The sequence below is a fragment of the Luteimonas sp. A501 genome, assembly GCF_054052085.1.
This window is the reverse complement of the sequence record NZ_JBSVRI010000002.1, coordinates 255,842-280,378: the sequence shown is the minus strand read 5'-3', so window position 1 is coordinate 280,378 and position 24,537 is coordinate 255,842. Positions and strand designations below refer to the sequence as shown.

General features: G+C 69.9%; 20 protein-coding genes and 1 pseudogene. 14 read left to right on the top strand and 7 right to left on the bottom strand.

Going from position 1 to position 24,537, the window contains the following annotated elements:
• Positions 1 to 34 precede the first annotated feature (34 nt).
• The 4 genes from ACW7G5_RS07790 (at position 35) to ACW7G5_RS07775 (ending at position 4,207) form a co-directional block, all read left to right on the top strand.
• Positions 35 to 1,729, top strand: coding sequence for an Hsp70 family protein (locus tag ACW7G5_RS07790; RefSeq protein WP_457003323.1), 1,695 nt, complete (start codon positions 35 to 37; stop codon positions 1,727 to 1,729).
• On the top strand, positions 1,726 to 3,153 hold the full coding sequence (locus ACW7G5_RS07785) for a hypothetical protein (protein ID WP_457003322.1): 1,428 nt from the start codon (positions 1,726 to 1,728) through the stop codon (positions 3,151 to 3,153). Before ACW7G5_RS07790 ends, ACW7G5_RS07785 begins: the two co-directional genes overlap by 4 nt.
• Positions 3,154 to 3,266: 113 nt before the next feature.
• Entirely contained in the window at positions 3,267 to 3,836 is a 570-nt protein-coding gene (locus ACW7G5_RS07780) for a bactofilin family protein (RefSeq protein WP_457003320.1), read from the top strand.
• A 53-nt stretch (positions 3,837 to 3,889) separates the two neighbouring features.
• On the top strand, positions 3,890 to 4,207 hold the full coding sequence (locus tag ACW7G5_RS07775) for a hypothetical protein (RefSeq protein ID WP_457003974.1): 318 nt from the start codon (positions 3,890 to 3,892) through the stop codon (positions 4,205 to 4,207).
• 4 nt (positions 4,208 to 4,211) lie between these two features.
• Here ACW7G5_RS07775 and ACW7G5_RS07770 read toward each other — a convergent pair whose 3' ends face one another.
• Genes ACW7G5_RS07770 through ACW7G5_RS07760 form a run of 3 tightly spaced genes read right to left on the bottom strand, consistent with a single transcriptional unit; the run spans position 4,212 to position 6,582 of the window.
• A complete protein-coding gene (locus ACW7G5_RS07770) occupies positions 4,212 to 4,445 on the bottom strand; it encodes a DUF6587 family protein (RefSeq protein WP_457003318.1) in 234 nt (77 codons plus the stop codon).
• A complete protein-coding gene (feoB, locus tag ACW7G5_RS07765; RefSeq protein ID WP_457003316.1) occupies positions 4,445 to 6,325 on the bottom strand; it encodes a ferrous iron transporter B in 1,881 nt (626 codons plus the stop codon). The genes ACW7G5_RS07770 and feoB overlap by 1 nt, the downstream gene beginning before the upstream one ends.
• A complete protein-coding gene (locus tag ACW7G5_RS07760; RefSeq protein WP_457003314.1) occupies positions 6,322 to 6,582 on the bottom strand; it encodes a FeoA family protein in 261 nt (86 codons plus the stop codon). Before ACW7G5_RS07760 ends, feoB begins: the two co-directional genes overlap by 4 nt.
• Before the next feature lie 85 nt (positions 6,583 to 6,667).
• Here ACW7G5_RS07760 and ACW7G5_RS07755 point away from each other — a divergent pair, with 85 nt between their 5' ends.
• From ACW7G5_RS07755 to yeiP, 7 genes and pseudogenes are all read left to right on the top strand, one after another.
• Positions 6,668 to 7,450, top strand: coding sequence for an enoyl-CoA hydratase-related protein (locus ACW7G5_RS07755; RefSeq protein ID WP_457003312.1), 783 nt, complete (start codon positions 6,668 to 6,670; stop codon positions 7,448 to 7,450).
• 103 nt (positions 7,451 to 7,553) lie between these two features.
• Positions 7,554 to 7,936, top strand: a pseudogene (locus ACW7G5_RS07750) (GxxExxY protein).
• Positions 7,937 to 7,981: 45 nt separating this feature from the next.
• Positions 7,982 to 9,988, top strand: coding sequence for an acetyl/propionyl/methylcrotonyl-CoA carboxylase subunit alpha (locus ACW7G5_RS07745; protein WP_457003310.1), 2,007 nt, complete (start codon positions 7,982 to 7,984; stop codon positions 9,986 to 9,988).
• A 2-nt stretch (positions 9,989 to 9,990) separates the two neighbouring features.
• On the top strand, positions 9,991 to 10,890 hold the full coding sequence (locus tag ACW7G5_RS07740) for a hydroxymethylglutaryl-CoA lyase (RefSeq protein ID WP_457003308.1): 900 nt from the start codon (positions 9,991 to 9,993) through the stop codon (positions 10,888 to 10,890).
• Positions 10,887 to 13,460, top strand: a complete 2,574-nt coding sequence (locus tag ACW7G5_RS07735) for a sensor domain-containing protein (protein WP_457003306.1) — start codon at positions 10,887 to 10,889, stop codon at positions 13,458 to 13,460. Before ACW7G5_RS07740 ends, ACW7G5_RS07735 begins: the two co-directional genes overlap by 4 nt.
• Positions 13,461 to 13,576: 116 nt before the next feature.
• On the top strand, positions 13,577 to 14,347 hold the full coding sequence (locus ACW7G5_RS07730) for an SDR family oxidoreductase (protein ID WP_457003305.1): 771 nt from the start codon (positions 13,577 to 13,579) through the stop codon (positions 14,345 to 14,347).
• A gap of 10 nt (positions 14,348 to 14,357) precedes the next feature.
• On the top strand, positions 14,358 to 14,924 hold the full coding sequence (gene yeiP, locus ACW7G5_RS07725; RefSeq protein WP_343254090.1) for an elongation factor P-like protein YeiP: 567 nt from the start codon (positions 14,358 to 14,360) through the stop codon (positions 14,922 to 14,924).
• A gap of 123 nt (positions 14,925 to 15,047) precedes the next feature.
• Here yeiP and ACW7G5_RS07720 read toward each other — a convergent pair whose 3' ends face one another.
• The 3 genes from ACW7G5_RS07720 to ACW7G5_RS07710 form a co-directional block, all read right to left on the bottom strand.
• Positions 15,048 to 17,093: a DUF7844 domain-containing protein gene (locus ACW7G5_RS07720; RefSeq protein ID WP_457003303.1), complete on the bottom strand. Its 2,046-nt coding sequence runs from the start codon at positions 17,091 to 17,093 to the stop codon at positions 15,048 to 15,050.
• Between the two features lie 528 nt (positions 17,094 to 17,621).
• Positions 17,622 to 17,924, bottom strand: coding sequence for a DUF2388 domain-containing protein (locus tag ACW7G5_RS07715; protein ID WP_457003301.1), 303 nt, complete (start codon positions 17,922 to 17,924; stop codon positions 17,622 to 17,624).
• A 6-nt stretch (positions 17,925 to 17,930) separates the two neighbouring features.
• Positions 17,931 to 19,325, bottom strand: a complete 1,395-nt coding sequence (locus ACW7G5_RS07710; protein WP_457003300.1) for an FAD-binding oxidoreductase — start codon at positions 19,323 to 19,325, stop codon at positions 17,931 to 17,933.
• A 111-nt stretch (positions 19,326 to 19,436) separates the two neighbouring features.
• On the opposite strand from ACW7G5_RS07710, the gene serA reads away from it, so the two are divergent.
• The gene (gene serA / locus ACW7G5_RS07705) at positions 19,437 to 20,678 is read left to right on the top strand and encodes a phosphoglycerate dehydrogenase (protein WP_457003972.1); all 1,242 of its coding nucleotides are present in this window, start codon (positions 19,437 to 19,439) and stop codon (positions 20,676 to 20,678) included.
• A gap of 61 nt (positions 20,679 to 20,739) precedes the next feature.
• Here serA and ACW7G5_RS07700 read toward each other — a convergent pair whose 3' ends face one another.
• Positions 20,740 to 21,297, bottom strand: a complete 558-nt coding sequence (locus tag ACW7G5_RS07700) for an NUDIX hydrolase (RefSeq protein WP_457003299.1) — start codon at positions 21,295 to 21,297, stop codon at positions 20,740 to 20,742.
• 237 nt (positions 21,298 to 21,534) lie between these two features.
• Between ACW7G5_RS07700 and ACW7G5_RS07695 the strand changes: the two genes are divergently transcribed.
• A complete protein-coding gene (locus ACW7G5_RS07695; protein ID WP_457003298.1) occupies positions 21,535 to 23,022 on the top strand; it encodes an amino acid permease in 1,488 nt (495 codons plus the stop codon).
• 21 nt (positions 23,023 to 23,043) lie between these two features.
• The gene (gene nhaC / locus ACW7G5_RS07690; RefSeq protein ID WP_457003297.1) at positions 23,044 to 24,531 is read left to right on the top strand and encodes a Na+/H+ antiporter NhaC; all 1,488 of its coding nucleotides are present in this window, start codon (positions 23,044 to 23,046) and stop codon (positions 24,529 to 24,531) included.
• Positions 24,532 to 24,537 lie beyond the last annotated feature (6 nt).

The window sequence follows — 24,537 nt, the reverse complement described above, 5'->3', positions numbered from 1 at the left end:
TCCTGGACACCAAAGCAGGCAGGGGGCTTGCAGCATGACGATCGTTGGAATCGACCTGGGGACCACGCATTCGCTGGTCGGCCAGTACGGGGAGTCGGGCGCGCAGCTGTTTCCAACCGCACTCGGAAGCAGGCTGACGCCTTCGGTGGTCAGCGTCGGCGACGATGGCGGCATCCTCGTCGGCGAGGCCGCGCGCGAGCGGCTGGTCTCGCACCCGCAGCGCAGCGTTTCATCCTTCAAACGCTGGATGGGCACCGACCGCAACACCCGACTCGGCGACCACGAGTTCCGCCCCGAGGAGCTTTCGGCCTTGGTGCTGAAGTCGCTGCTGGCCGACGCCGAGGCGGCGCTCGGCGCGCCGGTGACCGAGGCCGTGGTCAGCGTGCCCGCCTACTTCTCCGACGCCCAGCGCAAGGCTACTCGGATCGCAGGCGAGCTGGCGGGCATCCGGGTGGAGAGGCTGGTCAACGAGCCGACCGCGGCGGCGCTGGCCTACGGCCTGCAGCAGCGCGAGGGTGGCCGCTTCCTGGTCTTCGACCTCGGCGGCGGGACCTTCGATGTCTCGATCTTGGAGCTGTTCGACGGCGTCATGGAGGTGCATGCCAGCGCCGGCGACAACTTCCTGGGCGGCGACGACTTCCTGCAGGCGATGGCCAACGCCTGCCTGCGCGACCTGGGCATGCGCCGCGAGGCCCTGTCGGCGACCGGGCTTGCCGGGCTGATGCGACGGCTGGAGCTGGCCAAGCGCGACCTGTCCTCGCGCGACTCCGTGGAGATCGAACTCCAGGCCGGCGACGACATCCACCGCTGGACGCTGGACGCGGCGCGCTTCGAATCGATCTGCGAACCGCTGGTGCAACGCCTCCGCGCCCCGCTGGAGCGCGCGATGCGAGATGCCCGGCTGCGGCCCGCCCAGCTCGACGAAGTGGTGCTGATCGGCGGGGCGTCGCGGATGCCGGCGTGCGCGAAGCTGGTGTCGCGCATGTTCGGCCGGCTTCCCATGCGCCACGTCGACCCGGACGAGGCCGTTGCCGCAGGGGCATGCGTCGCCGCCGGGATGAAGGCGCGGAACCAGCAGCTCGAGGAGATCGTGCTGACCGACGTCTGCCCGTACACCCTGGGCGTCGACACCTCGCGCGAAATCACTCCCGAACGCTTCGAGGAAGGGCTGTTCTCGCCGATCATCGACCGCAACAGCACGGTGCCGGTCAGCCGGGTGGAGCGCTACTACCCGGTCCGCGACGGCCAGCGCGAAGTCCAGTTCACGATCTACCAGGGCGAGAGCCCGCTGGTCTCCGGCAATGTCCGCCTCGGCAGCATCACGGTGCCGGTGCCGCCCAGGCGGCGGGAGGACAACCCGGTCGATGTCCGGTTCACCTACGACATCAACGGGCTGCTGCAGGTCGAGGCCAGGGTGGTCTCCACCGGCGCCATCCGCGAGGTCGTCCTGGAAAGGAACCCGGGCGTGCTCGGCCCCGACGAGATCCGCACTCGGCTGGCCGCCCTCGCCGCCCTGAGGATCCATCCGCGCGACCAGCAGGAGAACATCGCCCTGATCGCGCGCGCCGAGCGCCTCTACGAAGAGCTGCTGTGGGCGCGCGGGTCGCTGCAGGAGGCGCTTGCGAGGTTTCGGCACGTACTGGACGGCCAGGACCTGCGCCAGATCGCCGAACACCGCAACCACTTCGGCAGTTTCCTCGACGAAGTCGAACGTGAGGGGCACGCGTGAGCCCGTTCCACCGGCTTGGCCTTGGCCCGGAGGCAGGCGAGCGAGAGATCAAGCGCGCCTATGCCAAGGCACTCAAGCAGACCCGCCCCGACGAGGACCCGGTCGCGTTCCAGGACCTCAACGAGGCCTACCAGGCGGCGCTGGCGATGGCACGGGCGCAAGGAACGGAGGATGGCGCCGGGCCGTGGACGGCGGCGACCGGGCGGCCGGTGGTGCAGGTGCAGTTCCAGATGCAGGTGCCGGAACAGGGGCCGATATCGGTGCCGGTGGCGATGCCTGTGACCGCTTCGGCGACCCGGACGGCCCCCGGACCCGCGCGCGACTTCGACATCGACGCCTTCCTCCGCGAGTTCGCCGTGCGCTGCCACCAAAGGCATCCCGCGGAGTTGTTCGACTGGCTGCATGCGATCGAAGCCCTGTACGACATCGGGTTCAAGCAGGAGGTCGCTGCGATCCTCCATGACTGGCTGGTCCACGACAGCCAGGCACCGATGCTGCGCTCGGGCTGGTACGAGGACCTGGACCGCTTCTTTTCCTTCGACTTCAGCAGCCGGCTGGTGCCCTTGAACGCGGCCCGCTGGGCCGTGGCCAGCGAGAAGACCACGCGCTACGGCGAACGCAGGCCGTTCGCGATCCGGCAGCTGAAACGACCCTTCGCACAGGTGCGCGAGCTGTTGCTGGGCGCCATGCCGGGCATGAACCGGAGGCTGGGCCTGCTGGCATGGGGCCTGGCGCGCGATTTCGGTGGGCTTCCACCCGGGATCGACCAGCGCCAGTACGAGTGGTACACCCGGCTCGCAGATCCGCAGTTCATGGGCCGCGAGCGCTGGCTTTCGATCGCGGTAACGGCCCCGGTCTGGGGCGTCATCATCGCCGGCGCCACCATCGCGGTGCTGGCCATGACCGGTAGCGAGACCCCGGCCGGCCTGATCGCGGGAGTGGGCGCGATCACCGCCGTGGTCGCGGCGGCGCTGCTGGCGGTGCTCGCGCTCAACCGCTGGCTGCGGGGAAACATGATGACCAGCGAGAAGCTCGACTGGTGGCTGGGCGCGGGAGTGCCGCTGGCCTTGGCGGTGCTGACCGTACCGGCGGCGCGGCTGCCCAATCCGGTTCCCGCGTGGCTGCTCGGCGGCTCCGCACTGCTGCTGGCGATGCGCCACCGCTCGCGCATCTTCGACGCCGTGCGCATGTATCTGGCTTCGTCGTGGTCGCTGCTGGCGCTGCTCCCGCCCGACGGCCAGGCGCCGGTACTGGGGACGGCTCTGGCCGCGACGGCCTTCCTGGCCCTCGACGCGGCCTATGCCTGGCGCCACTCGCTGCCGTTCAGGTCCACGCTCGGCAACCGCTGGACCCGCATCGGATCCTACGTCGCATTCTTGACCGTCCTGCTGGTGTCTTTCGCGCTTCCCGTATTGCACCCGTAAGTCCTTGTCGGACTTCGAATTTGGTGAGCCTTGTCACAGGCGCGCGAAGGCGCCTGCATGCTATGTTCGGCCTCCACGAATCCCCCGACCGTCCCTGAGGAACCCCCCGCGCCATGGCCATCTTCCCGCAAGGCTCCGCCAAGAAAGACAGCTCCCTGCCCTTCGGCAAGGATGCTTCCCCCGCACCGCGCGAGCCCAACCCCGCCGTGGCCGATTTCCAGCCGGTCGAACCGCCCTTCCAGCAGCAGGCCGCCAGCCGGCCGGCGCCCGCTCCGGCCGCGCCGCAGGCCAGGGAATCGATCATCGCCTCCGACCTCACCATCGAAGGCAAGATCTCCGGCAGCGGCCACGTCCGCATCGCCGGCAAGTTCAAGGGCGACGTCAACGTCGAGGGCGACCTGACCATCGATGGCGGCGCCCGCCTCAACGGAGGCGTCCGCGCCAAGCGCGTGACCGTGGCCGGCGAGCTCGAAGGCAATATCGAATCCGCCGACCGCGTCGAGCTGCAGCCCTCCGCCGTGGTCATCGGCGACATCTCCGCCGGCACCCTGACGGTCGCCGCAGGCTCGCGCATCCGTGGCAACGTGGAGTGCGGCTGGGACGACGGCGCCACCCCGGGCAAGGGCAAGGACGACAAGTCGCAGAAGGACAAGGACAAGGCCGGCCTCGACCTGGTCTCGTGAGTTCACGCCCCGGCGCGGCAGGTGCCACGCGCACCTGCCCGCACTGCAAGACCATGATCCTGGAGAGCGCGACGGTCTGCCCGTCGTGCCGCCATTACCTGCGCTTCGACGACAAGTCCGAGCCCAGCCAGGTCACCCGTGCGCTGCAGGTGGAGGGCGAGATCCGACACCCAGCCGAAGGCGGCGCCTGGGAGTACTCGGTGGTGCTGACCATCCGCGATGATGAAGGCACCGAGGTCTCGCACCAGGTGGTTGGCGTCGGCGCCATCCACCCCGGCGACGCCCGCACCTTCACCCTGGCGGTGGAGCTCATGCCCACCAACGACATGCGCCGCACGCCAAAGAAGCCCAACTCCCGCTCGCGGCACTGACCGCTCAGTCGCAGCCTCCACACGTCCCGCACCCCTGCCCGCCGTGCGTCACCGGCGGCGCGATCCGCCGGCCCATCGTCCGCATCCACTCCGGCCTCCCGTCGCGCACCAGCGGGATCGCCAGGGCCATGCGCAATCGCCGCGTGGCGGCCGGGAACTGCCGGCGCAGCACCATCCACGCGCTGAGCGCGACCACCGCCGCGACCACCACGTACTGCAGCATCAGCCCGGCATCCATCAGCCCGCCCCCAGCGCCGCGGCGAGCTGGTAGGTGAGCAGCGACGCCAGGTAGGCCAGCGCGAACAGGGCCGCCGCATTGCCCGCCATCAGCGCCCACGATCCGGTCTCGCGCCGGATCGCCGCCCAGGTCGCGATGCACTGCGGCGCGTAGATGAACCACACCAGCAGCGACAGCCCGGTGGCGAGCGACCAGCCGTCGCTGATGATCGGCAGCAGGGCCTCGCTGGCGGCGTCATCGTTCGCCGCCGACAGCGCATACACCGTGGCCAGCGACGACACCGCGACCTCGCGCGCCGCCAGCCCCGGGATCAGCGCGATGCAGATCTGCCAGTTGAAGCCGATCGGCGCGAACACCACCGCCAGCGCATGCCCGATGCGGCCGGCAAAGCTGTAGTCGATCGCCGGTCCCACCGCGTCCGCCGGCGCCGCCGGGAACGACAGCAGCACCCACAGCAGCACCGTCAGCGCGAAGATGATGCTGCCCACGCGCTTGAGGAAGATCATCCCGCGCTCGTGCAGCCCGATCAGCAGGTCGCGCGGGTGCGGCAGCCGGTACGAGGGCAGCTCGAGCATCAGCGGGTGTTCGCGCTGGTCGCGGCGCCAGCGCTTCATCGCCCAGGACACCCCCAGCGCGCTCAGGATCCCGGCCACGTACAGGCCGAACAGCACCAGGCCCTGCATGTTGAACAGCCCATCCACCTGCCGCTGCGGGATGAAGGCGCCGATCAGCAGCGCATACACCGGCAGCCGCGCCGAGCAGGTCATCAGCGGCGCCACCATGATCGTGGCGATGCGGTCGCGCGGGTCCTGGATGGAGCGCGTGGACATGATGCCCGGCACCGCGCAGGCGAAGCTCGACAGCAGCGGGATGAAGGAGCGCCCGGACAGGCCCGCCGCCGCCATCATGCGATCGAGCAGGAAGGCCGCGCGCGGCAGGTAGCCGGATTCCTCCAGCGCCAGGATGAAGGCGAACAGCACCAGGATCTGCGGCAGGAACACGACCACGCCGCCCAGGCCGGCGATGATGCCGTCGACCAGCAGGCTGCGCAGCGGCCCCTCGGGCATGGCGCCGCCCACGGTCGTGCCGAGCCACGCGGTGCCGGCCTCGATCAGGTCCATCGCCGGCGTCGCCCAGGCGTAGACCGCCTGGAAGATCAGGAACATCACCACTGCCAGCGTCAGCAGCCCGAACACCGGGTGCAGCAGCCAGCGGTCAAGCGTGTCGTCGATGTGCGCGGTGCGCGTGGGCATGCTGACGGCCAGCGCCAGCAGGCGGCGGGTCTCGGCGTGCAGCGCGTCCTCGCCAGCTGCCGCGTCCGCGCCACCCAGGTGCTTGCCGGGGGCGTGCGGGGCCTGCGCCATGGCCTCGATCCGCTCGACCAGCGCGGTCGTGCCGTCCTGGCGCACGGCGACCGTCTCGACCACCGGCACGCCAAGCTCGGCCTCCAGCGCGGCGCCGTCGATGTGCACGCCGCGGCGCTTGGCGACATCGACCATGTTCAGCGCCAGCACCATCGGCACGCCCAGCTCGCGCACTTCGAGCGCGAAGCGCAGGTGCAGGCGCAGGTTGGTGGCGTCGACCACGCAGACGATGACATCGGGCGCGGGCTCGCCGGGATAGAAGCCGCGGCAGAGATCGCGCGTGATCGCCTCGTCCAGGCTCGAAGGCGCCAGGCTGTAGGCGCCGGGCAGGTCCAGCACCGCGTAGGCACGGCCGGACGGTCCGAGCAGACGGCCCTCCTTGCGCTCGACGGTGACGCCGGCGTAATTGGCCACCTTCTGCCGGCTGCCGGTGAGCTGGTTGAACAGCGCGGTCTTGCCGCAGTTGGGGTTGCCGACCAGGGCCAGCCGCGGCACCGCCTGCGCGGGGGGGCTCATGCCGACGCGTCCGCGTCCGTGCCGATATCGGCCAGCACCACGCGCGCGGCCTCCTCGCGCCTCAGCGCGAATCGCGTGTAGCCGACCTGCACCAGCAGCGGTTCGGCGCCGAACGGGCCGGTCGCGGTGATCCTGACCTCCTCGCCCGCGACGAATCCGAGGTCGCGCAGGCGGCGTGCGGTGGCGTCGTTGTCCGAGCGCGCCTCGACGCGATCAACCACGCCACGGACCCGGCGCGGGAGTTCTGTCAGCCTCAAGGGCGGGTCCAAATGGGAACTGTTCTCATCATAACGCAGCCGCGGGCCACGGCTATCATTTGTTTTTGCCCTTGGGGACCCACCGATGCCATCCAGCCTGATCCTTGCCCGCGAAGGCGCGATCGCCCGCCTGTGCCTGGACCGCCCGGCCCTGCACAACGCCTTCGACGACGTCCTGATCGCCGACCTGACCGCGACCTTGGAAGGCCTGGCCGGCGACCATTCGGTGCGCGCCGTGGTCCTTGAAGGCTCCGGTGCCTCGTTCTCCGCAGGCGCCGACCTCAACTGGATGCGCGGCATGGCCGCCGCGGGCGAAGCCGCCAACCGCGAGGATTCGCTGCGCCTGGCCAGGCTGATGCGCACGCTGGACGAGTTGCCCAAGCCGACCGTCGCCCGCGTGCACGGTGCGGCCTTCGGCGGCGGCGTCGGCCTGGTGGCCTGCTGCGACATCGCGATCGGCGTGCCGGAGGCGAAATTCGGCCTGACCGAAAGCCGCCTCGGCCTGCTGCCGGCGGTGATCTCGCCCTACGTCATCACCGCGATCGGCGCGCGCAATGCACGGCGCTACTTCGCCACGGCGGAGGTGTTCGACGCGGCCGAGGCGCTGCGCATCGCCCTGCTGCATGAAGTCGTCGCCGCGGAAGACCTCGACGCCGCGGTCGACCGCCAGCTCGCCCTGCTGCTCAAGGCCGCGCCGCACGCCTCCGCCGATGCCAAGCGCCTGGTCCGCGAAGCCGCCGCCGCCACCGACCGCGACCGCCTGGACCAGGACAACGCCGCACTCATCGCCGCACTGCGGGTTTCCGCCGAAGGCCAGGAAGGCCTGGGCGCGTTTCTCGACAAGCGGAAGGCTTCGTGGGTGGAGTGAATCAAGAGCATTTTTGCCACGGATTTGCGCGGATAAACGCGGATAGGGCAAGAGCAGGAGAAAGAACCAAGAACCAAGAACCAAGAACCAAGGATGGGTGCGCATGGATGCGAGTGGGAAGGGATTGGTGCTTCGGGGGCTCAGTGAACGGGTCATTGGGGCGTTCTTTGATACGTACAACGAGTTGGGGCATGGGTTTCTGGAGAGCGTGTACGAGTCGGCGCTCGCGATACGGCTCAATGAGTGTGGGCGCCGAGTCGAGAGGCAGGTGGCCATTGCAGTCCGCTTCCACGATCAGGTCGTGGGCGAGTTCCGCGCCGACATGCTGGTTGAGGGTTGCCTGCTCGTCGAAATCAAGGCCGCCCGCCACCTGACCCCGACCCACGACGCGCACTCCTGAACTACCTCAAGGCCACCCGCATCCGCGTGGGCCTCCTCCTCAACTTCGGCCCCCGTCCCGGGTTCCGCCGCCGCGTTTTCTCCTAGACTCTGCTCTATCCGCGTTTATCCGCGTAAATCCGTGGCCAAAAAATGCTCTCCAAAATCCTGATCGCCAACCGCGGCGAAATCGCCTGCCGCGTCATCCGCACCGCCCGCCGCATGGGCATCGCCACGGTCGCCGTGTACTCGGAGGCCGATGCCGATGCGCAGCACGTGAAGCTGGCCGACGAGGCGCATCCGATCGGGGGGCCGCGGCCGCAGGACAGCTACCTGCGCGGCGACGCCATCATCGAGGCAGCGCTTGCCAGCGGCGCGCAGGCGATCCATCCGGGCTACGGCTTCCTGAGCGAGAACGCGGACTTCGCCGATGCGGTCGAGGCGGCGGGCATGGTGTTCATCGGGCCGAAGGCGGAGTCGATGCGGCGCATGGGCAGCAAGGCCGGCGCCAAGGACCTGATGGCCGCGGCGGGCGTGCCGGTCGTGCCGGGCTACACCGGCGAGGACCAGTCGCCGGAGCTGCTGGCGCGCGAGGCCGGGCGCGTGGGCTTCCCGCTGATGATCAAGGCCGCGTTCGGCGGCGGCGGCAAGGGCATGCGCATCGTGCGCGCGGCCGATGAGTTCCTGCCGGCGCTGGAAAGCTGCCAGCGCGAGGCGCGCAACGCCTTCGGCCGCGACCGGGTGCTGCTGGAGCGCTATATCGAATCGCCGCGGCACATCGAGATCCAGGTGTTCGCGGATTCGCAGGGCAACACGATCCACCTCAACGAGCGCGAGTGCTCGGCGCAGCGCCGCTACCAGAAGGTGCTGGAAGAGGCGCCCTCGCCCTTCCTGACCCCCGAGCTGCGCGCGCGCATGGGCGATGCCGCGGTGCTGGCCGCGCGCGCGATCGGCTACCAGAACGCGGGCACGGTGGAGTTCATCGTCGCGCCTTCGGGCGAGTTCTTCTTCATGGAGATCAACACGCGACTGCAGGTCGAACACCCGGTGACCGAGATGGTCACCGGGCTCGATCTCGTCGAATGGCAGCTGCGCGTGGCCGCCGGCGAGCCGCTGCCGCTGGCGCAGGACGCGGTGCCACGGCGCGGCCATGCGATCGAGGTGCGCCTGTACGCGGAGGATCCCGACGCCGGCTTCCTGCCGGGCTCCGGCCGCCTGCAGCGCCTGCGCCTGCCGCGCGACGCCGAGGGCGTGCGCATCGACTCGGGCGTGGTCGAGGGGGACGTGGTCACGATCTTCTACGACCCGATGATCGCCAAGCTGATCGTCCACGCCGCCGACCGCGATGGTGCGCTGGCGCGGCTGCGCGCGGCGCTGGCGGCCTGCGTGATCGAGGGGCCGAAGTCGAACATCGCCTTCCTCGAGCGCCTGGCGCGGCATCCGGCCGTGGTCGAGGGGCGCATCGACACCGGCTACCTGGACCGGCACCTGGACGAGTTCATCGGCGACGACGGCGACGTCCAGGGCCACGCCGACGCCCGCGCCGCGGCGGCGGTGGCGATGCTGCTGGGCGCCGAGGCCGGGGCCTGCCGTGCCGCCACCGGCAGTAGCGACCCGGGCTCGCCCTGGGCGATCGCCGACGGCTGGCGCCTGGGCCATGCCGGCCTGCGCCGGCTGGTGCTGGGCGAAGGCGATGCGCGCCACGTTGCGATCGCACACGGCGCCGCCGGCGACTACCGGATCGGATTCGAGGATGCCGGGACGCTGGAAGTCGAAGGCGCGACGATGGCCTCTGGAATCCTGCAGGCACGTTTCAACGGCCGGGGCCTGCGTTTCCCGGTCGATATCGATGGCGCTGCCGTGCTCGTCCATGACGGGCGCCGGCGCTGGCGCTTCGAGCGGATCGCCGCCTATGAGGCCACGCGCGGCGGTGAAACCGGCGGTGGCAACCGGGTTGCGGCACCGATGCCCGGGCGTATCGTGGTCACCAGGGTGAAGCCCGGGGAACACGTCAGCGAGGGACAGGAATTGCTGGTGATGGAAGCGATGAAAATGGAGCTTGCGCTCAAGGCCCCGCGCGATGGCGTGGTCGCGGAGCTGCTTGCCGGCGAAGGCGACTTCGTCGAGGCCGACGCCGTCCTGGTCACCCTGGAAGACTGAGGGTGACGCTCCCCCGGCAGGTACGCATCGTCGAGGTGGGGCCGCGCGACGGCCTCCAGAACGAGTCCGCGATGGTCTCCACCGCGGACAAGGTCGAGCTGATCGACCGCCTTTCCGCCACCGGATTGCAGACCGTCGAGGCGACCAGCTTCGTCAGCCCGAAATGGGTCCCGCAGCTGGCCGATGCCGCCGAGGTCTACGCCGGGATCACGCGCCGCGCCGGCGTGCGCTACCCGGTGCTGGTGCCCAATCTGCAGGGCTATGAACGCGCCTACGCCGCCGGGGCCGACGAGGTAGCGGTGTTCACCGCGGCCTCGGAGGCGTTCAACCGGCGCAACACCAACGCCGGCATCGATGAGTCGCTTGCGCGCTTCGCCCCGGTGCTCGAGCGCGCCCGCGCCGACGGCGTGCGCGTGCGCGGCTACGTGTCCACAGTGCTCGGCTGCCCCTACCAGGGAGAGGTGCCCCTGGCCGACGTGGTGCGGGTGGCGCGCGCGCTGCACGGCATGGGCTGCTACGAAATCTCGCTGGGCGACACCATCGGCGTCGGCACGCCGGGCAAGGCGCGCGAGATGCTGCTGGCGGTGGCCGCCGAGGTGCCGATGCCGGCGCTGGCCGTGCACTTCCACGACACCTGGGGACAGGCGCTGGCCAACGTGCTGGCCTGCCTCGAAGAAGGCGTGGCGGTGGTCGACGCCGCGGTCTCCGGCACGGGTGGCTGCCCGTATGCCAGGGGCGCCAGCGGCAACCTGGCCACCGAGGACCTGGTCTACATGCTGCAGGGGCTTGGCGTGGAAACGGGGGTCGACCTCGATGCGCTGGCCGACACCGGGGCCTGGCTGTCCGCCATCCTCGGCCGTGATACCGGCAGCAAAGTGACTAGGGCGCTGTCCGCGCGGTGAACAGGTCGCGGCCGCCGGACCCGCCCCTGCAGCCATCAGCCGATGGTGCCAATTCGCAGGTCCTGGACGCGCTCGATGCCGCCGCCGGCGACCCCCTGATCCCCGAACGCGTGCGCGCACTGCTGTGCGAGGCCGCCGCGGCGCTGCGCGCGGCCAGCGCCGACGCCCAGCATGCGCAGCTGCGCTATCACGCCCTCTTCGACGCCGTGCCGGATCCGGTCAGCCTGATCAGCGCCGACGGCATCGTGGTCGACCTCAACAAGGCCGGCATGGCGGCCTACCGCCGTCCGCGCCACGAGATCGTGGGCCAGCCGATCCACGTCCTCAACCCGGACCTGCCCGAAGACCACATGACGCCGGTGCTGGAGGCGCTCGACCGCGGCGAGACCTTCGTCATCGAGGTCAGCAACATGCGCGCCGACGGCACGCGCTTCCCGGTGGAGGTGCACTCGGCCGGCTTCGACCACGGCGGCCAGCGCTGCGTCGTGGCCGTGGCGCGCGACCTCAGCCGGCGCCGCGAGGCGGAGGCGCGCTACCACGACCTGATGGAGGTGATGGACAAGGGCATCGTCATCCAGGCGGCGAACGCGGCAGTGCTGCACGCCAACACCGCCGCGCTGCGGATACTGTCCCTGAACCAGGGCGAGCGGGTCCCGCGCGACGGCAGCCTGCCGCAGCACTGGATGCTGCTGCGCGCCGACGGCAGCGAGATGCCGATGTCGGAATTCCCCGCGATGCGCGCGCTGCGCGAGGGGCGCCTGGTGGGCAGTACCCTGATCGGCCTCTACCACCGCGTGCGCCGGCGCCTGCTGTGGCTGGCGGTGACCGCGGTGCCGCACTTCGCCGCCGGAGCCGACAGCCCCGACCAGGTGCTGTCGATGTTTTCCGACGTCACCGAACTCAAGCGCGACAGCGCCCTCTTCGACCGCGTGCAGTCCCTGGCCAGCATCGGCGGCTGGGAATGGGATCGCGCAAGCGGCCGGCTCTACCTCACCGACGAGGCCGCGCACATCCTGTCGCAGGCGCAGCGCCCTGCGTCCATGGACGCGGTGATGGAGTGCCTGCAGCCGGCCGACGCAGACCGTTTGCGCAGCGCGCTGGACACCTCCAGCGACGGCACCGGGTTCGAACTCGACCTGGAGGGCGCGCGTGCGAACGGCGCGGCGTTCTGGGTGCGCGTGATCGGCGAGAGCGGTTCCGGCGTAGCCGGCAAGGCGCGGGTCACCGGCACCCTGCAGGACATCACCACCAGCAAGCACGGCGAGCAGACCCTGCGCGTGCTGGCGCGCAGCGATCCGCTCACCGGGCTGCTCAACCGCGACGCCATGCTGGAGGAGATCGCCACGCACCTCGGCGGCGCCGACCTGGCGCCGGTGGCGGTGCTGTACATCGACCTGGACCGCTTCAAGCTGGTCAACGACGTGCTTGGCCATGCCGCCGGCGACAGCCTGCTGGCCGCGGCCGCCGGACGCCTGCGTGCGGCGGTGGGCGACCAGGGCCTGATCGCGCGCTTCGGCGGCGACGAGTTCCTGGTCGCCTGCGACTGCGGCGGCGACCAGGGGCGCCCCGAGCGCCTGGCCGACGCGATCCTCGAGGCCTTCTCGGTGGGCTTCGGCTTCGACAAGGACGAGTTCGTGGTCACGGCCAGCATCGGCATCGCGCGCTCGCCGCAGGACGGCACCGACACGCAATCGCTGATCCAGCACGCCGACGCCGCGATGTATGAAAGCAAGCGGCGCACGCGCAACGGCCGGCTGTCGTACACGCCGGCGCTGGCGCAATCGCAGCGCGAGCGGCTGCAGTTCGAGACCCAGCTGCGCCACGCCGCCGACAACGACGAGTTCCATCTGGTCTACCAGCCGCAGGTGGAGCTTTACAGCGGCCGCATCGTCGGCGCCGAGGCGCTGATCCGCTGGCGCAACCAGCGCCTGGGCGAAATGCGCCCGGACCATTTCATCGCCCAGGCCGAGGGCACCGGCGACATCGTGCGCATCGGCCACTGGGTGCTGCGCGAAGCCTGCCGGCAGGTCGCGGCCTGGCGCGACGATGGCCTCGGCATCGTGCGCCTGGCGGTGAACGTGTCGTACCGGCAGCTGCTGGGCAGTGACCTCGTGGCGTCCGTGAAGGGCCTGCTGCGCGAATTCGGGCTGCCCGGGTCGGCGCTTGAGCTGGAGTTCACCGAGCGGGTGCTGATCGAGGACGCGCCGGAAACGCTGGGCAACTTCGCGGCCCTGCGCGCGCTGGGCGTGAGCCTGGCCATCGATGATTTCGGCGAGGGCTACAGCGCGCTCAACTACCTGCGCCGCCTGCCGATCCAGGGCCTGAAGCTGAGCCAGCTGTTCGTGGCCGGCGTGCCGCGCAACCAGTCCGACGTTGCCGTTTGCCAGGCGGTGGCCGGCATCGCCCGCAGCCTCGGCCTGGGGCTGGTTGCCGAAGGCATCGAGACCACGGAGCAGCGCAGCTTCCTGCTCGACCTCGGCGTGCAGGTGGGCCAGGGCTTCCTGTTCGCCCCGGGGCTGCCGCCGGAAGACCTCGCCAAGCGCCTCCGCACCGATCCACCGCTTTTGTAGGAGCGGGCACCGATCCCCTGTGGGAGCGGCTATAGCCGCTCCCACAAAATGCGGGGCCCGTCGTGACTTGCCGCAGTCCGGTAAAATCCACGGTTTCCGCTATCTTCGGACCCGCCATGCAAGCAGATTCGATCCGCGCCGTCGTCACCGGCGGTGTCTCCGGCCTCGGCCTCGCCGTCGCCACCCGCATCGTCGCCGACGGCGGCAAGGTCGCCCTGTTCGACGTCAACGACGACAAGGGCGCGGCCGCGATCGCATCGCTTGGCGAGGCCAATGCGCGCTACTTCAGCACCGACGTCACCAGCGAAGACACCGTGGTCGCAAACGTCGATGCGGCCAAGGCGTTACTCGGCGGCCTGAACATGGTCGTCAACTGCGCCGGCATCCTCGGTGCCGGCCGCGTGCTCGGCCGCGACGGGGCGATGCCGCTGGGCCGCTTCCAGTCGACGGTGATGGTCAACCTGGTCGGCAGCTTCAACGTCGCCAAGGCCGGCGCCGCGCTGATGCAGCACAACGATTCCGGCGAGGACGGCGAGCGCGGCGTGATCATCAACACCGCCTCAGTCGCGGCCTACGAAGGCCAGGTCGGCCAGGCCGCGTACTCGGCGTCGAAGGGCGGCGTGGTCGGCATGACCCTGCCGATGGCGCGCGAGCTCGCCCGCTTCGGCATCCGCGTCAACACCATCGCCCCGGGCATCTTCTGGACGCCGATGATGGAAGGCATGCCCGAAGAGGTGCAGCAGTCGCTGTCGGCCTCGATCCCGTTCCCCTCGCGCTTGGGCCGCCCGGAAGAATTCGCCGACGTGGTCGCGTACCTCGCCCGCAACCGCTACATCAACGGCGAGACCATCCGCCTCGACGGGGCCGTGCGCCTCGCACCCCGATAAGGATCCGGCAATGAAGGCTTACGACGTCAAGAAGGGCAACGTGGTCGAGCACAACGGCACCGTCTACCAGGTGCGCGACATCGACCGCAGCTCGCCGCAGGGCCGCGGCGGCAACGTTCGCTTCCGCTTCACCATGTACAGCGTGCCCGGCGGCAACAAGACCGACGCCTCGTTCGACGGCGACGACGAGTTGAAGGAAGTCGAGCTGCTGCGCCGCCAGGCCAGCTTCTCGTACAGGGACGGCGAGGCCTTCGTGTTCATGGACGACGAAGACTTCACGCCCTACACCCTCGACCCCGACGTGGTCGGCGACGACGCGGGCTACATCAGCGACGGACTCGGCGGCTGCTTCGTGCAGATCATCGACGACATGCCGATCGCCGTGCAGCTGCCGCAGACGGTGGCGCTGGAAGTCGTTGAAACCCCGCCCGAGCTCAAGGGCGGCACTGCGACCAAGCGCCCGAAGCCGGCGCGGCTGTCGACCGGGCTGGAAATCCAGGTGCCCGAGTACATCGCCAACGGCGAGCGCGTGCTGGTCAACACCACCAGCGGCGAGTTCTCCGGCCGCGCCGACTGAGCGCCGCCGCTCTCACCTGTACGCCAAGGCAAAGCGAAGACACAAGCGGCTTTTACAGGAGCGGCAATAGCCGCTCCCACAGGTGGAGGGCGTGGACTGGCCGGGTCGCAGCTATAGCTGCTCCTACAGGTCGAGGCCGCCTTCGGCCTGGTGAAGCTCGCGCAGATGCGCGCCGAGGGCGGCGACGTTGGCTTCGGTCTGTTCCAGTGATTCGCGCGCCGTGGGCGGCAACCAATCGCGTGCGGCCGCGTGCAGGCGCGTGTCCAGGTCACGCAGGCGGGCGGCGCGTTCTCCGGCACTGTCGCGAGCCTGCTCGCGCTCCGCAGCCTGCGGCAGGCCGTAGCCCGGGAGCGACAGCAGTCCCGCGGGGCTTGCGAGCACGCCGCCCTCGCGCAGCGCCTCGGTCAGCAGGGGCAGCATTTCTCCCGCACCTGCACTCGCACTCGCACGTGCACTTGCATCCGCGTCCACACCCGCCTCCGTGGCGCCGGCCGCACGCTGGCTTCCGGCCTGGAACATGCGACGCTTGAGCGCATCACGCGCGCCCTGCTCCTCGCGCCGCAGCGCGGCTTCCTCCAGGAGCAAGAGCGCCGCCGAGACACGCATGTCGCCCCGCTGTAACCACCGCGCACGTTGCGCAGGATCGGTGCGCAGCCAGCCCTCCACGTTGGCCTCCTCCAGCCCCAGACCTTCGCGCGCGGTGTCGTACAACGCCTGGTAGTGCGCACTCCAGGGTTCGAAGCGATACCCCAGCCTGCGCGCCTCACCGGGATCGGCCGGCACTTGCGCGTCATCCACCAGGCCCTCGCGGCGCAGCCGCCGCAGCAGGCCTTTGGGCGTGATGCTGTCGAGGTCCGCCGCGGCCGCGCGCGGCAGGCCGTCATGCAGCAGCTTCCACGTTTCGACTGCGCAGTTGTTGCCCACGAAGCGATACCGCCCGTCATAGCTCCAGTGCACGCGTGCCGCGCGCTCGAGCAGTGCGGTGATCTCGTCGGCGGACAGGCGCAACGGGATCGAATCCAGCGGCCGCAGCTCCACGCGCGTGTACTCGTCCACCACCTGCTGCAGCGGCAGCACGAACAGCCGCGACGGATAGCCACCCGTCAGCCCCCGCCAGCTGGACAGCTGCAGATCGTCGACGAACGCCCGGAACGACAGCACCCGATGATGCTCGAGATCCAGGCGACAGTCCGGCCCGGGCGCCCGGCCCGGCGCACAGACCACCAGGCGCAGCATCGTGTGCCCCCAGCGGCTCATCATCGCCTCGCCGTTGCCGGCCAACAGGTAGTCCACCGCCACCACGCGTGCAGGATCGAGTTCCAGCAGCGGCTCCGCGTCCGCATCGGCCAGCGCGCCCGCATCGACGTAGGGCAGCGTGGCCGCGCAGTCCTGCCTCTCAGGCGCCCACTCGAAATGCGCAGCGAAATGCGCGTGCAACGCCGGCCGCCGACAGGCGTAGCCGGGATCGAGCAGGAAGTATTCGAGGTTCACCGCCACGAATTCCGCCGGCGAGTGCAGCTCGTAGGCATCCGGACTGCGCTCACCGAAGGCATTGGCCGCACTGCGCCCCGGCCACAGCGGACGCACCTGCCAGCCCGCCAGATCAAGCAGCCTCGGATCCCGTGACAGCCCCTGCTCCCGGTCCCAGTCGTGTGCAAGCTCGTGCACGAGCGCCGCCACGGCCGCGCGCGGCACGACATCGCTGCCCTTTCCCCCGACAGTGGCCTGTTCATCGACCCAGTCCCGGGCGATCAGCATGTCGTCGGGCAGCCTGCTGTCAGGCGGAATGCTGTCGACCAGCAAGCCGTCAAGCAGCGCCCGCGACAGCGCGATGCGGTCGCCCCGGATCCGCCCGTGCACATCCACCGGCAGGTCATCGCGCCAGGACAGCCGCAGCGCACGCTCGCGCGCACGCCAACGCGGCGGCAGCAGCCCCAGCACCTCGACCACCAGCATCTCCGTGGCGGCAGCCTCCGACACCGACAGCGCCGACACCGGCTCGATCCCGAGCCCAGCCGCGTGCTGCCTCGTGCCTTCCAACTGCACGTCCACCGGCTGCGCCACTGCCGGCTCCAAGCTCACCGACTGCGCGTACACGGGCATTGCCACCAGCAACAGCAAACCCGCTGCCACCAGCGCGGCTGCGGCTTCGACGAGACGTCGCGTCATGTGGAAAGCGCAGCTACAGCTGCTCCTGCAAAGGCAGGGGAAGCGATCCGGGCTGTTGCTTCCCAGCGGCCCGCGGGAAGGCGCCGCAAGGCGGGTTGGGGGGTGCGCAGTGGGCATAAAGGCCCGCGCAGCGGGGCAGCCCACGGAGTACCCACCGGCCCGCCGTACCGCGCGGCTTCGGCGAGACGTCGCGTCATGTGGGAATCGCAGCTATAGCTGCTCCTACAAAGGCAGACCACAAAGGCAGGGGCGATGTTGGAGGCAGGGGCGATGCCGGCTGTTGCCTTCCGGCGGCCCGCGGGAAGGCGCTGCAAGGCGGGTTGGGGGGTGCGCAGTGGGCATAAAGGCCCGCGCAGCGGGGCAGCCCACGGAGTACCCACCGACCCGCCGTACCGCGCGCCTTTGGCGAGACGTCGCGTCATGTGGGAATCGCAGCTATAGCTGCTCCCACAAAGGCGGACCACAAAGGCAGGGGCGATGCTGGATGCAGGGGCGATGCCGGCTGTTGCTTTCCAGCGGGCCGCCAAATCAACGCGCCAGAATCGCCCGCGCCAGCTCGAGATCACCGGCCGCCCGCGCCTCGACCGAATGCTCGCGCAGATGGCGCAATGCCGCCTCCAGCCGCGCCCCGCGGATCCGCCCATCACTGGCGACGAAGCCCGCCGCATCCTCGCGCGCCTGCAGCACGACCTTGTCGTTGCCCGAAGTCGACCCGGACGAAGCCCCACTGGACGCAGAGCCAGCACCCGCCGACGTACCGGCGAAACTGGACCCGTGGACGGGAGCGGCGATGGCGAGCGCGAACGCGCAGGCAAGTGCGATACGGATCATGCGTGGTTACCTGGATGGGGGATCGAAAAGTTTTCCGGGGTTGAGGATACCTGCCGGGTCAAGTGCTGCACGCAGCGCACGCATCACCGCGATCTCCGCCGTGCTGCGCGTGGAACCCAGGTACGACTTCTTGACCAGGCCGATACCGTGTTCCGCCGAGATGGTGCCCTCGTGGCGCTGAACCAGCCCTGCCAGATGCGCGGTGACATCGCCGCAGCGCGCGACGAACGTGTCCTGGTCCAGAGCGGCCGGCTTCAGCACGTTGATATGCAGGTTGCCATCGCCGATGTGCCCGAACCAGACGACCTCGAACTCCGGATACTCCGCCGCCAGCAGCCCCCGTGCCTCGTCCAGGAAGGCCGGCATCGCCGACACCCGCACCGCGACGTCGTTCTTGTAGGGCACGAAGGGCGCCAGCGCCTCGGTGATGCCCTCGCGCAGGCGCCACAGCTGCGCTGCCTGCGCCTGCGACTGCGCGACCACGCCATCCTCCACCCAGCCCTGCTCCGCACAGTGCGCGAACGCCTCGAGCAACTGCGCGTCATCCGGCCCCGTGGCCGCCGCATCCAGCACCACGTAATACGGATACCCGCGCTCGAACGGCACCTGCGCCCCGTGCGCTGCCACGTGCCGCAGCGCCACGTCGGTGAAGAACTCGAACGCCTCCAGCGCCAGCCGCCCGCGCAGCGCCTGGAACACCTGCAGCAGCACCTCGAACGAGGGCAGCGCCAGCAGCAGCGTGGCCACCGGCGGCGGCGGCGGCGCAAGCTTCAGCGTGGCCTCGACCACCACGCCGAGCGTGCCTTCCGAGGCGATCGCCAGGTGCCGCAGGTCGTAGCCGCTGGAGTTCTTGACCAGCCCGCGGTTGAGATCGAGCAGCTCGCCGCCGGCAGTGACCAGCTTCAGCCCCGCCACCCACTCGCGGGTGTTGCCGTAGCGCAGCACGCGGATGCCGCCGGCATTGGTGGCGATGTTGCCGCCGATGGTGCAGGAGCCGCGCGCGGCGAAGTCGACCGGGTACTGCAGGCCATGTTCGCGCGCGGCCTCCTGCACGGCCTCCAGCGCCGCGCCGGCCTCGACGGTGAGCGTGCGATCGACCGGGTCGAAGGCCAGCACCCGGCGCATGCGCTCAAGACTCAGCACCAGCTCGCCGCTGGCCGCGACCGCACCACCGGACAGGCCCGTGCGGCCGCCCGAGGGCACCACCGCCACGCCTTCCGCGCTGGCCCATCGCAGCACGGCCTGCACCTGTCCGACATCGCCGGGCAGCGCAATCGCCAAAGGTGCCGGCGTCCAGCGCCGCGTCCAGTCGCGTCCGTAGTGCAGCAGTTCGTCGGGCGCGACGAGCACCCGCAAGCCGGGCACCGCCATGCGCAGGGATTCGAGTTTCGCGTCGCTCATCGCAAACCGCCCGGGTAGGAACTGCAGCCTGCCAGCGGGACCGGCCAGCGTCCAGCGCTGCAGTGCAGCATGGCCCTGCCGCTGGCACACTGAGGGCCCGCCCACGGCCTGCTGCCCCCGATGAAGACCTCCTATCCCCGCAAGGACATCCGCGTGCTGCTGCTGGAGGGCCTGAGCCCGAGCGCAGTGGCCGCGTTCCGCGACGCCGGCTATTCCGACATCGAAACCCACGCCGGCTCGCTGCCAGAGGCGATGCTGCGCGAGCGCATCCGCGAGGCGCACATCGTCGGCATCCGCTCGCGCACGCAGCTGAGCGCCGATGTGCTGGGCGAAGCGCGGCGGCTGATGGCGGTGGGCTGCTTCTGCATCGGCACCAACCAGGTGGACCTGGAGGCCGCCGCCCGCCAGGGCGTGCCGGTGTTCAACGCGCCCTACTCCAACACCCGCAGCGTGGCCGAGCTGGTGCTGGCCGAAGTCATCATGCTGATGCGCGGCGTGCCCGCGCGCCACGCCGCCTGCCTGCGCGGCGGCTGGCTGAAGTCGGCCACCGGCAGCCACGAGGTGCGCGGCAAGACGCTTGGCATCATCGGCTACGGCCACATCGGCACCCAGGTGGGCCTGCTGGCCGAGGGCCTGGGGATGCGGGTGCTGTTCCACGACGTCGAAGCCAAGCTGTCGCTGGGCAACGCGCGCGCCGCCGCCGGCCTGGACGACCTGTTCGCGCGCGCCGACGTGGTCACCCTGCACGTGCCCGAGACCGCGGCCACGCGGATGATGATCGGCGCCACCGAGCTTGCGGCGATGAAGCCCGGCGTGCACCTGGTCAACGCGTCGCGCGGTACCGTGGTCGACATCGACGCGCTGGCCGCGGCGCTTGAAAGCGGGCACGTGGGCGGCGCCGCGGTCGATGTGTTCCCGGTCGAGCCCAAGGGCAACGACGAGGCCTTCCAATCCCCGCTGACCCGCTTCGACAACGTGCTGCTGACCCCGCACGTCGGCGGCAGCACCCTGGAGGCGCAGGACAACATCGGCCTGGAGGTCGCGGCCAAGCTGGTGCGCTACAGCGACAACGGCAGCACGCTGTCGGCGGTCAACTTCCCCGAAGTCACCCTGCCGGGCCATGAGGGCAGCCAGCGCATCCTGCACATCCACCGCAACGTGCCGGGCGTGCTGTCGCAGGTGAACGAAGTGTTTTCGCAGGCCGGGCTCAACATCGACGGCCAGTACCTGCGCACCGATGCCAACGTCGGCTACGTGGTGATCGACGTCGCGGCGACGCCCGAGCAGGCCCGGGCGCTGCGCGCGCAGCTGGCCGAAGTCACCGGCACGCTGCGCACGCGGATCCTCTACTAGCCTGAAGGAGCGGCTGCGGCGGTGGCCGCGCCAAAAGCTTTCTCGCCACGGGCGCAACCTTCTACGGAGATGTGCACGCAAGCCATTTGCGCGCCATCCGGCGCAGCGAAGGGTCCATCGTTTCGTCGGCGGCGATCACTTCAACCTCCAGCCAGGCCAGCGCGTGTGATTCCTCGCTGACCACGAAGTCTTCATGGCTTCCGGCGCGCACCACGTAGCGGACATCGTGGTGCCAGTGTCCTGGGACCTCCTTGCGCTCGGGGATCCAGTGGCGATCCAGGTCGAAGATGCCGCCTTCGATCCGCAGGCCCTGCAGTCCGCTCTCCTCGCCGGCCTCGCGCAGCGCCACCCGCGCCAGGTCGACGTCGCCGTCGGCATGGCCGCCGGGCTGCAGCCAGCGGTCGAGCTTGCGGTGGTGCGTGAGCAGCGCGCGCCGGCCATCGGCGCTGACCAGCCAGGCGGAGGCGGTGAAATGGCCGTCGAGCCGGTCGCGCACGAAGGGGTCGCCGAGGTCGCGCAGCAATTCGATGAACAGGCGCGCCTCGCCCGCTTCGCCGGGGCAGGCCGCGGCGTGGATCATGAATGCGGATTCGAGCGAAGCCAGTGCCTGGTGCGTCATTCTGCACACCGCATCCGCGGCGCCATGGGAAGAAGCGGCACCCATTATGGGCTCCCGCGAATCGTTCGCGCCCCATCCCCACCGGCCGGCCCGGCCGAAGCATTCGCGCTGCACTGCCGCTTGTGTGTGCGCAAGCGCTTTGGCAAGGTACGGCGGCTACGGCGCGCTGCGCCTCCATAGCGGAACGGCTCCCGGGGATGCCGTTCCGGCAACAACCAACGAGGGGAGAAGCTGCGCATGCTGAAAGGGCTCATGAGGGTCAAGCCGGTCGAGGCCGCGCCACACGTCGATGCGGGTGAACCGGTCGAAGGCAGCCTCGATGGCGAGGCCACCCTCAAACGGACCCTGACCGCGCGCCACCTGATCCTGCTTGGCGTGGGCGCGGTGATCGGCGCCGGCATCTTCGTGCTGACCGGCCAGGCCGCCGCCAACCATGCCGGCCCGGCCATCATGCTCAGCTTCATGCTTGCCGGCTTCGCCTGCGCACTGGCCGGCCTGTGCTACGCCGAATTCTCGGCGATGATGCCGGTCTCCGGCAGCGCCTACTCCTACTCCTACGCCACGCTTGGCGAATTCACCGCCTGGTTCATCGGCTGGTGCCTGGTGCTTGAATACCTGTTCGCATCCGCGACGGTCGCGGTCGGCTGGTCCGGCTATCTCGTGAGCTTCCTGACCACCACCCTGGGGCTGCCGTTCCCGGCGGAGCTCGCCACGGCACCCATCACCTGGGCCGACGGCGGGTTCGTGCGCACTGCAGGCGTCATCAACCTGCCCGCGGTCATGATCGTCGCCGCGGTCACCGGCCTGTGCTACGTCGGCATGACCCAGTCGGCGTTCGTGAACGCGATCGTGGTCGCGATCAAGGTCACGGTCATCGCCGCCTTCCTGGCCTTCGGATTCCAGTACATCAACCCCGCCAACTTCACGCCGTTCATTCCGGAGAACGTCGGGCCGGGCCAGTTCGGCATGGATGGCGTGTTCCGCGCCGCGACCATCGTATTCTTCGCCTACATCGGCTTCGACGCCGTCTCCACCGCGGCGGGCGAAGCCAAGAACCCGCAGCGCGACATGCCCATCGGCATCCTCGGCTCGCTGGTGATCTGCACCGTGATCTACATCGCCGTGTGCGCGGTGCTGGTGGGCATGGCGCCCTACGCGGAACTCGGCACCAGCAAGCCGGTGGCGACCGCGCTGGAGCTCGCCATGCGCGACAACCCCGGCGCCAACCTGGGATGGCTCAAGACCGCGGTCGAGATCGGTGCCATCGCCGGCCTGTCGTCGGTGATCCTGGTGATGCTGATGGCGCAGCCGCGCATCTTCTATTCGATGGCACGCGACGGCCTGTTGCCCAAGGTGCTCGGCAAGGTGCATCCGAAGTTCCACACCCCGTACGTCGGCACGATCCTCGTCGGCATCGTCGCCAGCCTGCTGGCCGGCTTCATGCCGCTCAGCGTGCTTGGCGAGCTGGTGTCCATGGGCACGCTGATCGCGTTCGCCACCGTGTGCCTGGGCGTGCTGGTGCTGCGCTACACGCGCCCCGACCTGCATCGTCCGTTCCGGGTGCCGCTGTTCTGGCTGGTCTGCCCGCTGGGCGTGGTCGCCTGCCTGTTCCTGTTCATGCAGTCGTTCATGGAGCACTGGAAGATCTTCGTGCTGTGGACGGTCATCGGCCAGGTGATCTATTTCGGCTACGGCTACCGCAACAGCAAGCTCAACAAGGCCTGAGGCCGCACGGGAACAAGGCAGATGACGACCGAGCGTCCACACGGCTCCGCCCCACGCGAGCCCAGCCTGCTGCAGGCACTCACTCCGCTGCTGTTCCTGGTGGCGGCGCTGGTTTGCGCGGTCTACCTGTACGCCGACGACGCGTCCTACGGCGCCAACCAGGTCGCGCTGATGCTGGCCAGCGGCGTAGCCGCGATCGTCGGGCTGCGCAACGGCATCGCATGGGACGACATCCAGGGCAGCCTGGTCCACGGCGTGGCGCTGGCGGTGGTGCCTATCTTCATCCTGCTCTCGGTGGGCGCGCTGATCGGCACCTGGATCCTGAGCGGCACGGTGCCGACGCTGATCGTCTACGGCATGCACCTGATGCATCCGGCGTACTTCTACCCGGCCGCGTGCCTGATCTGCGCCATCGTCGCGCTCGCGATCGGCAGTTCGTGGACGGTCGCAGGCACCCTCGGCGTGGCCCTGATCGGCGTGGCCCAGGGCATGGACATGTCGCTGCCGATCACGGCCGGCGCGATCATCTCCGGCGCCTACTTCGGCGACAAGATGTCGCCGATCTCCGATACCACGATCATCGCGCCGGCCGCGGCCGGTGCCGAGCTGTTCGCGCACATCCGCCACCTGACCTGGACCACGATCCCCAGCCTGGCCGTGGCCCTGGTGCTGTTCACCGTGATCGGCCTGGCTGGCGGCAGCGGCGGCGGCACGGGCGAGGCCGGCTTCGGCAACCTGCCGGAGCTGCTGGGCGCCCACTTCACGCTTGGCTGGTACCTGCTGATCCCGATGGTGGTGGTGTTCGCGCTGGCGGTGCTGCGCTTCCCGGCCTACCCCACGATCATGGTCGGCGCGCTGCTGGGCGGCGTGTTCGCTTTGATCTTCCAGCCCGGCCTCACTGTGGCGCTGGCCGACAACGCGGAGATCTCGCGGCCGATGGCGCTGCTGTCGGGCGCATGGAAGGCGATGTTCGAAGGCTACAAGGCCGCCACCGGCAACCCGGCCGTCGACGACCTGCTGACCCGCGGCGGCATGGTCAGCATGCTCAACACCGTGTGGCTGATCGTCTCCGCGCTGGGCTTTGGCGCGGTGATGGAGCGCACCGGCCTGCTTGAACGCATGATCCGCAGCGTGGTGGGCGCGGCCAAGTCGACCGGTTCGCTGATCGCCGCGACCATCGCCACCGCCTTCGGCACGAACATCGTGGCCGCCGACCAGTACATGGCCATCGTGCTGCCGGGCCGCCTGTACCAGCCGGAGTACCGCCGCCGCGGCCTGGCACCGGAAAACCTGTCGCGGGCGCTGGAGGACGGCGGCACCATCACCTCGCCGCTGGTGCCCTGGAATACCTGCGGCGCCTACATGGCGGCCACGCTCGGCGTCGCCACGCTGGACTACCTGCCCTACGCCTTCTTCAACCTCGTGGGGCCGCTGATCGCGCTCGGCATGGCCTACGCGGGCTTCAAGATCCTGCCGCTGAAGACCGCCCCTGTCGCCCGGCAGCGCTAAACTCGC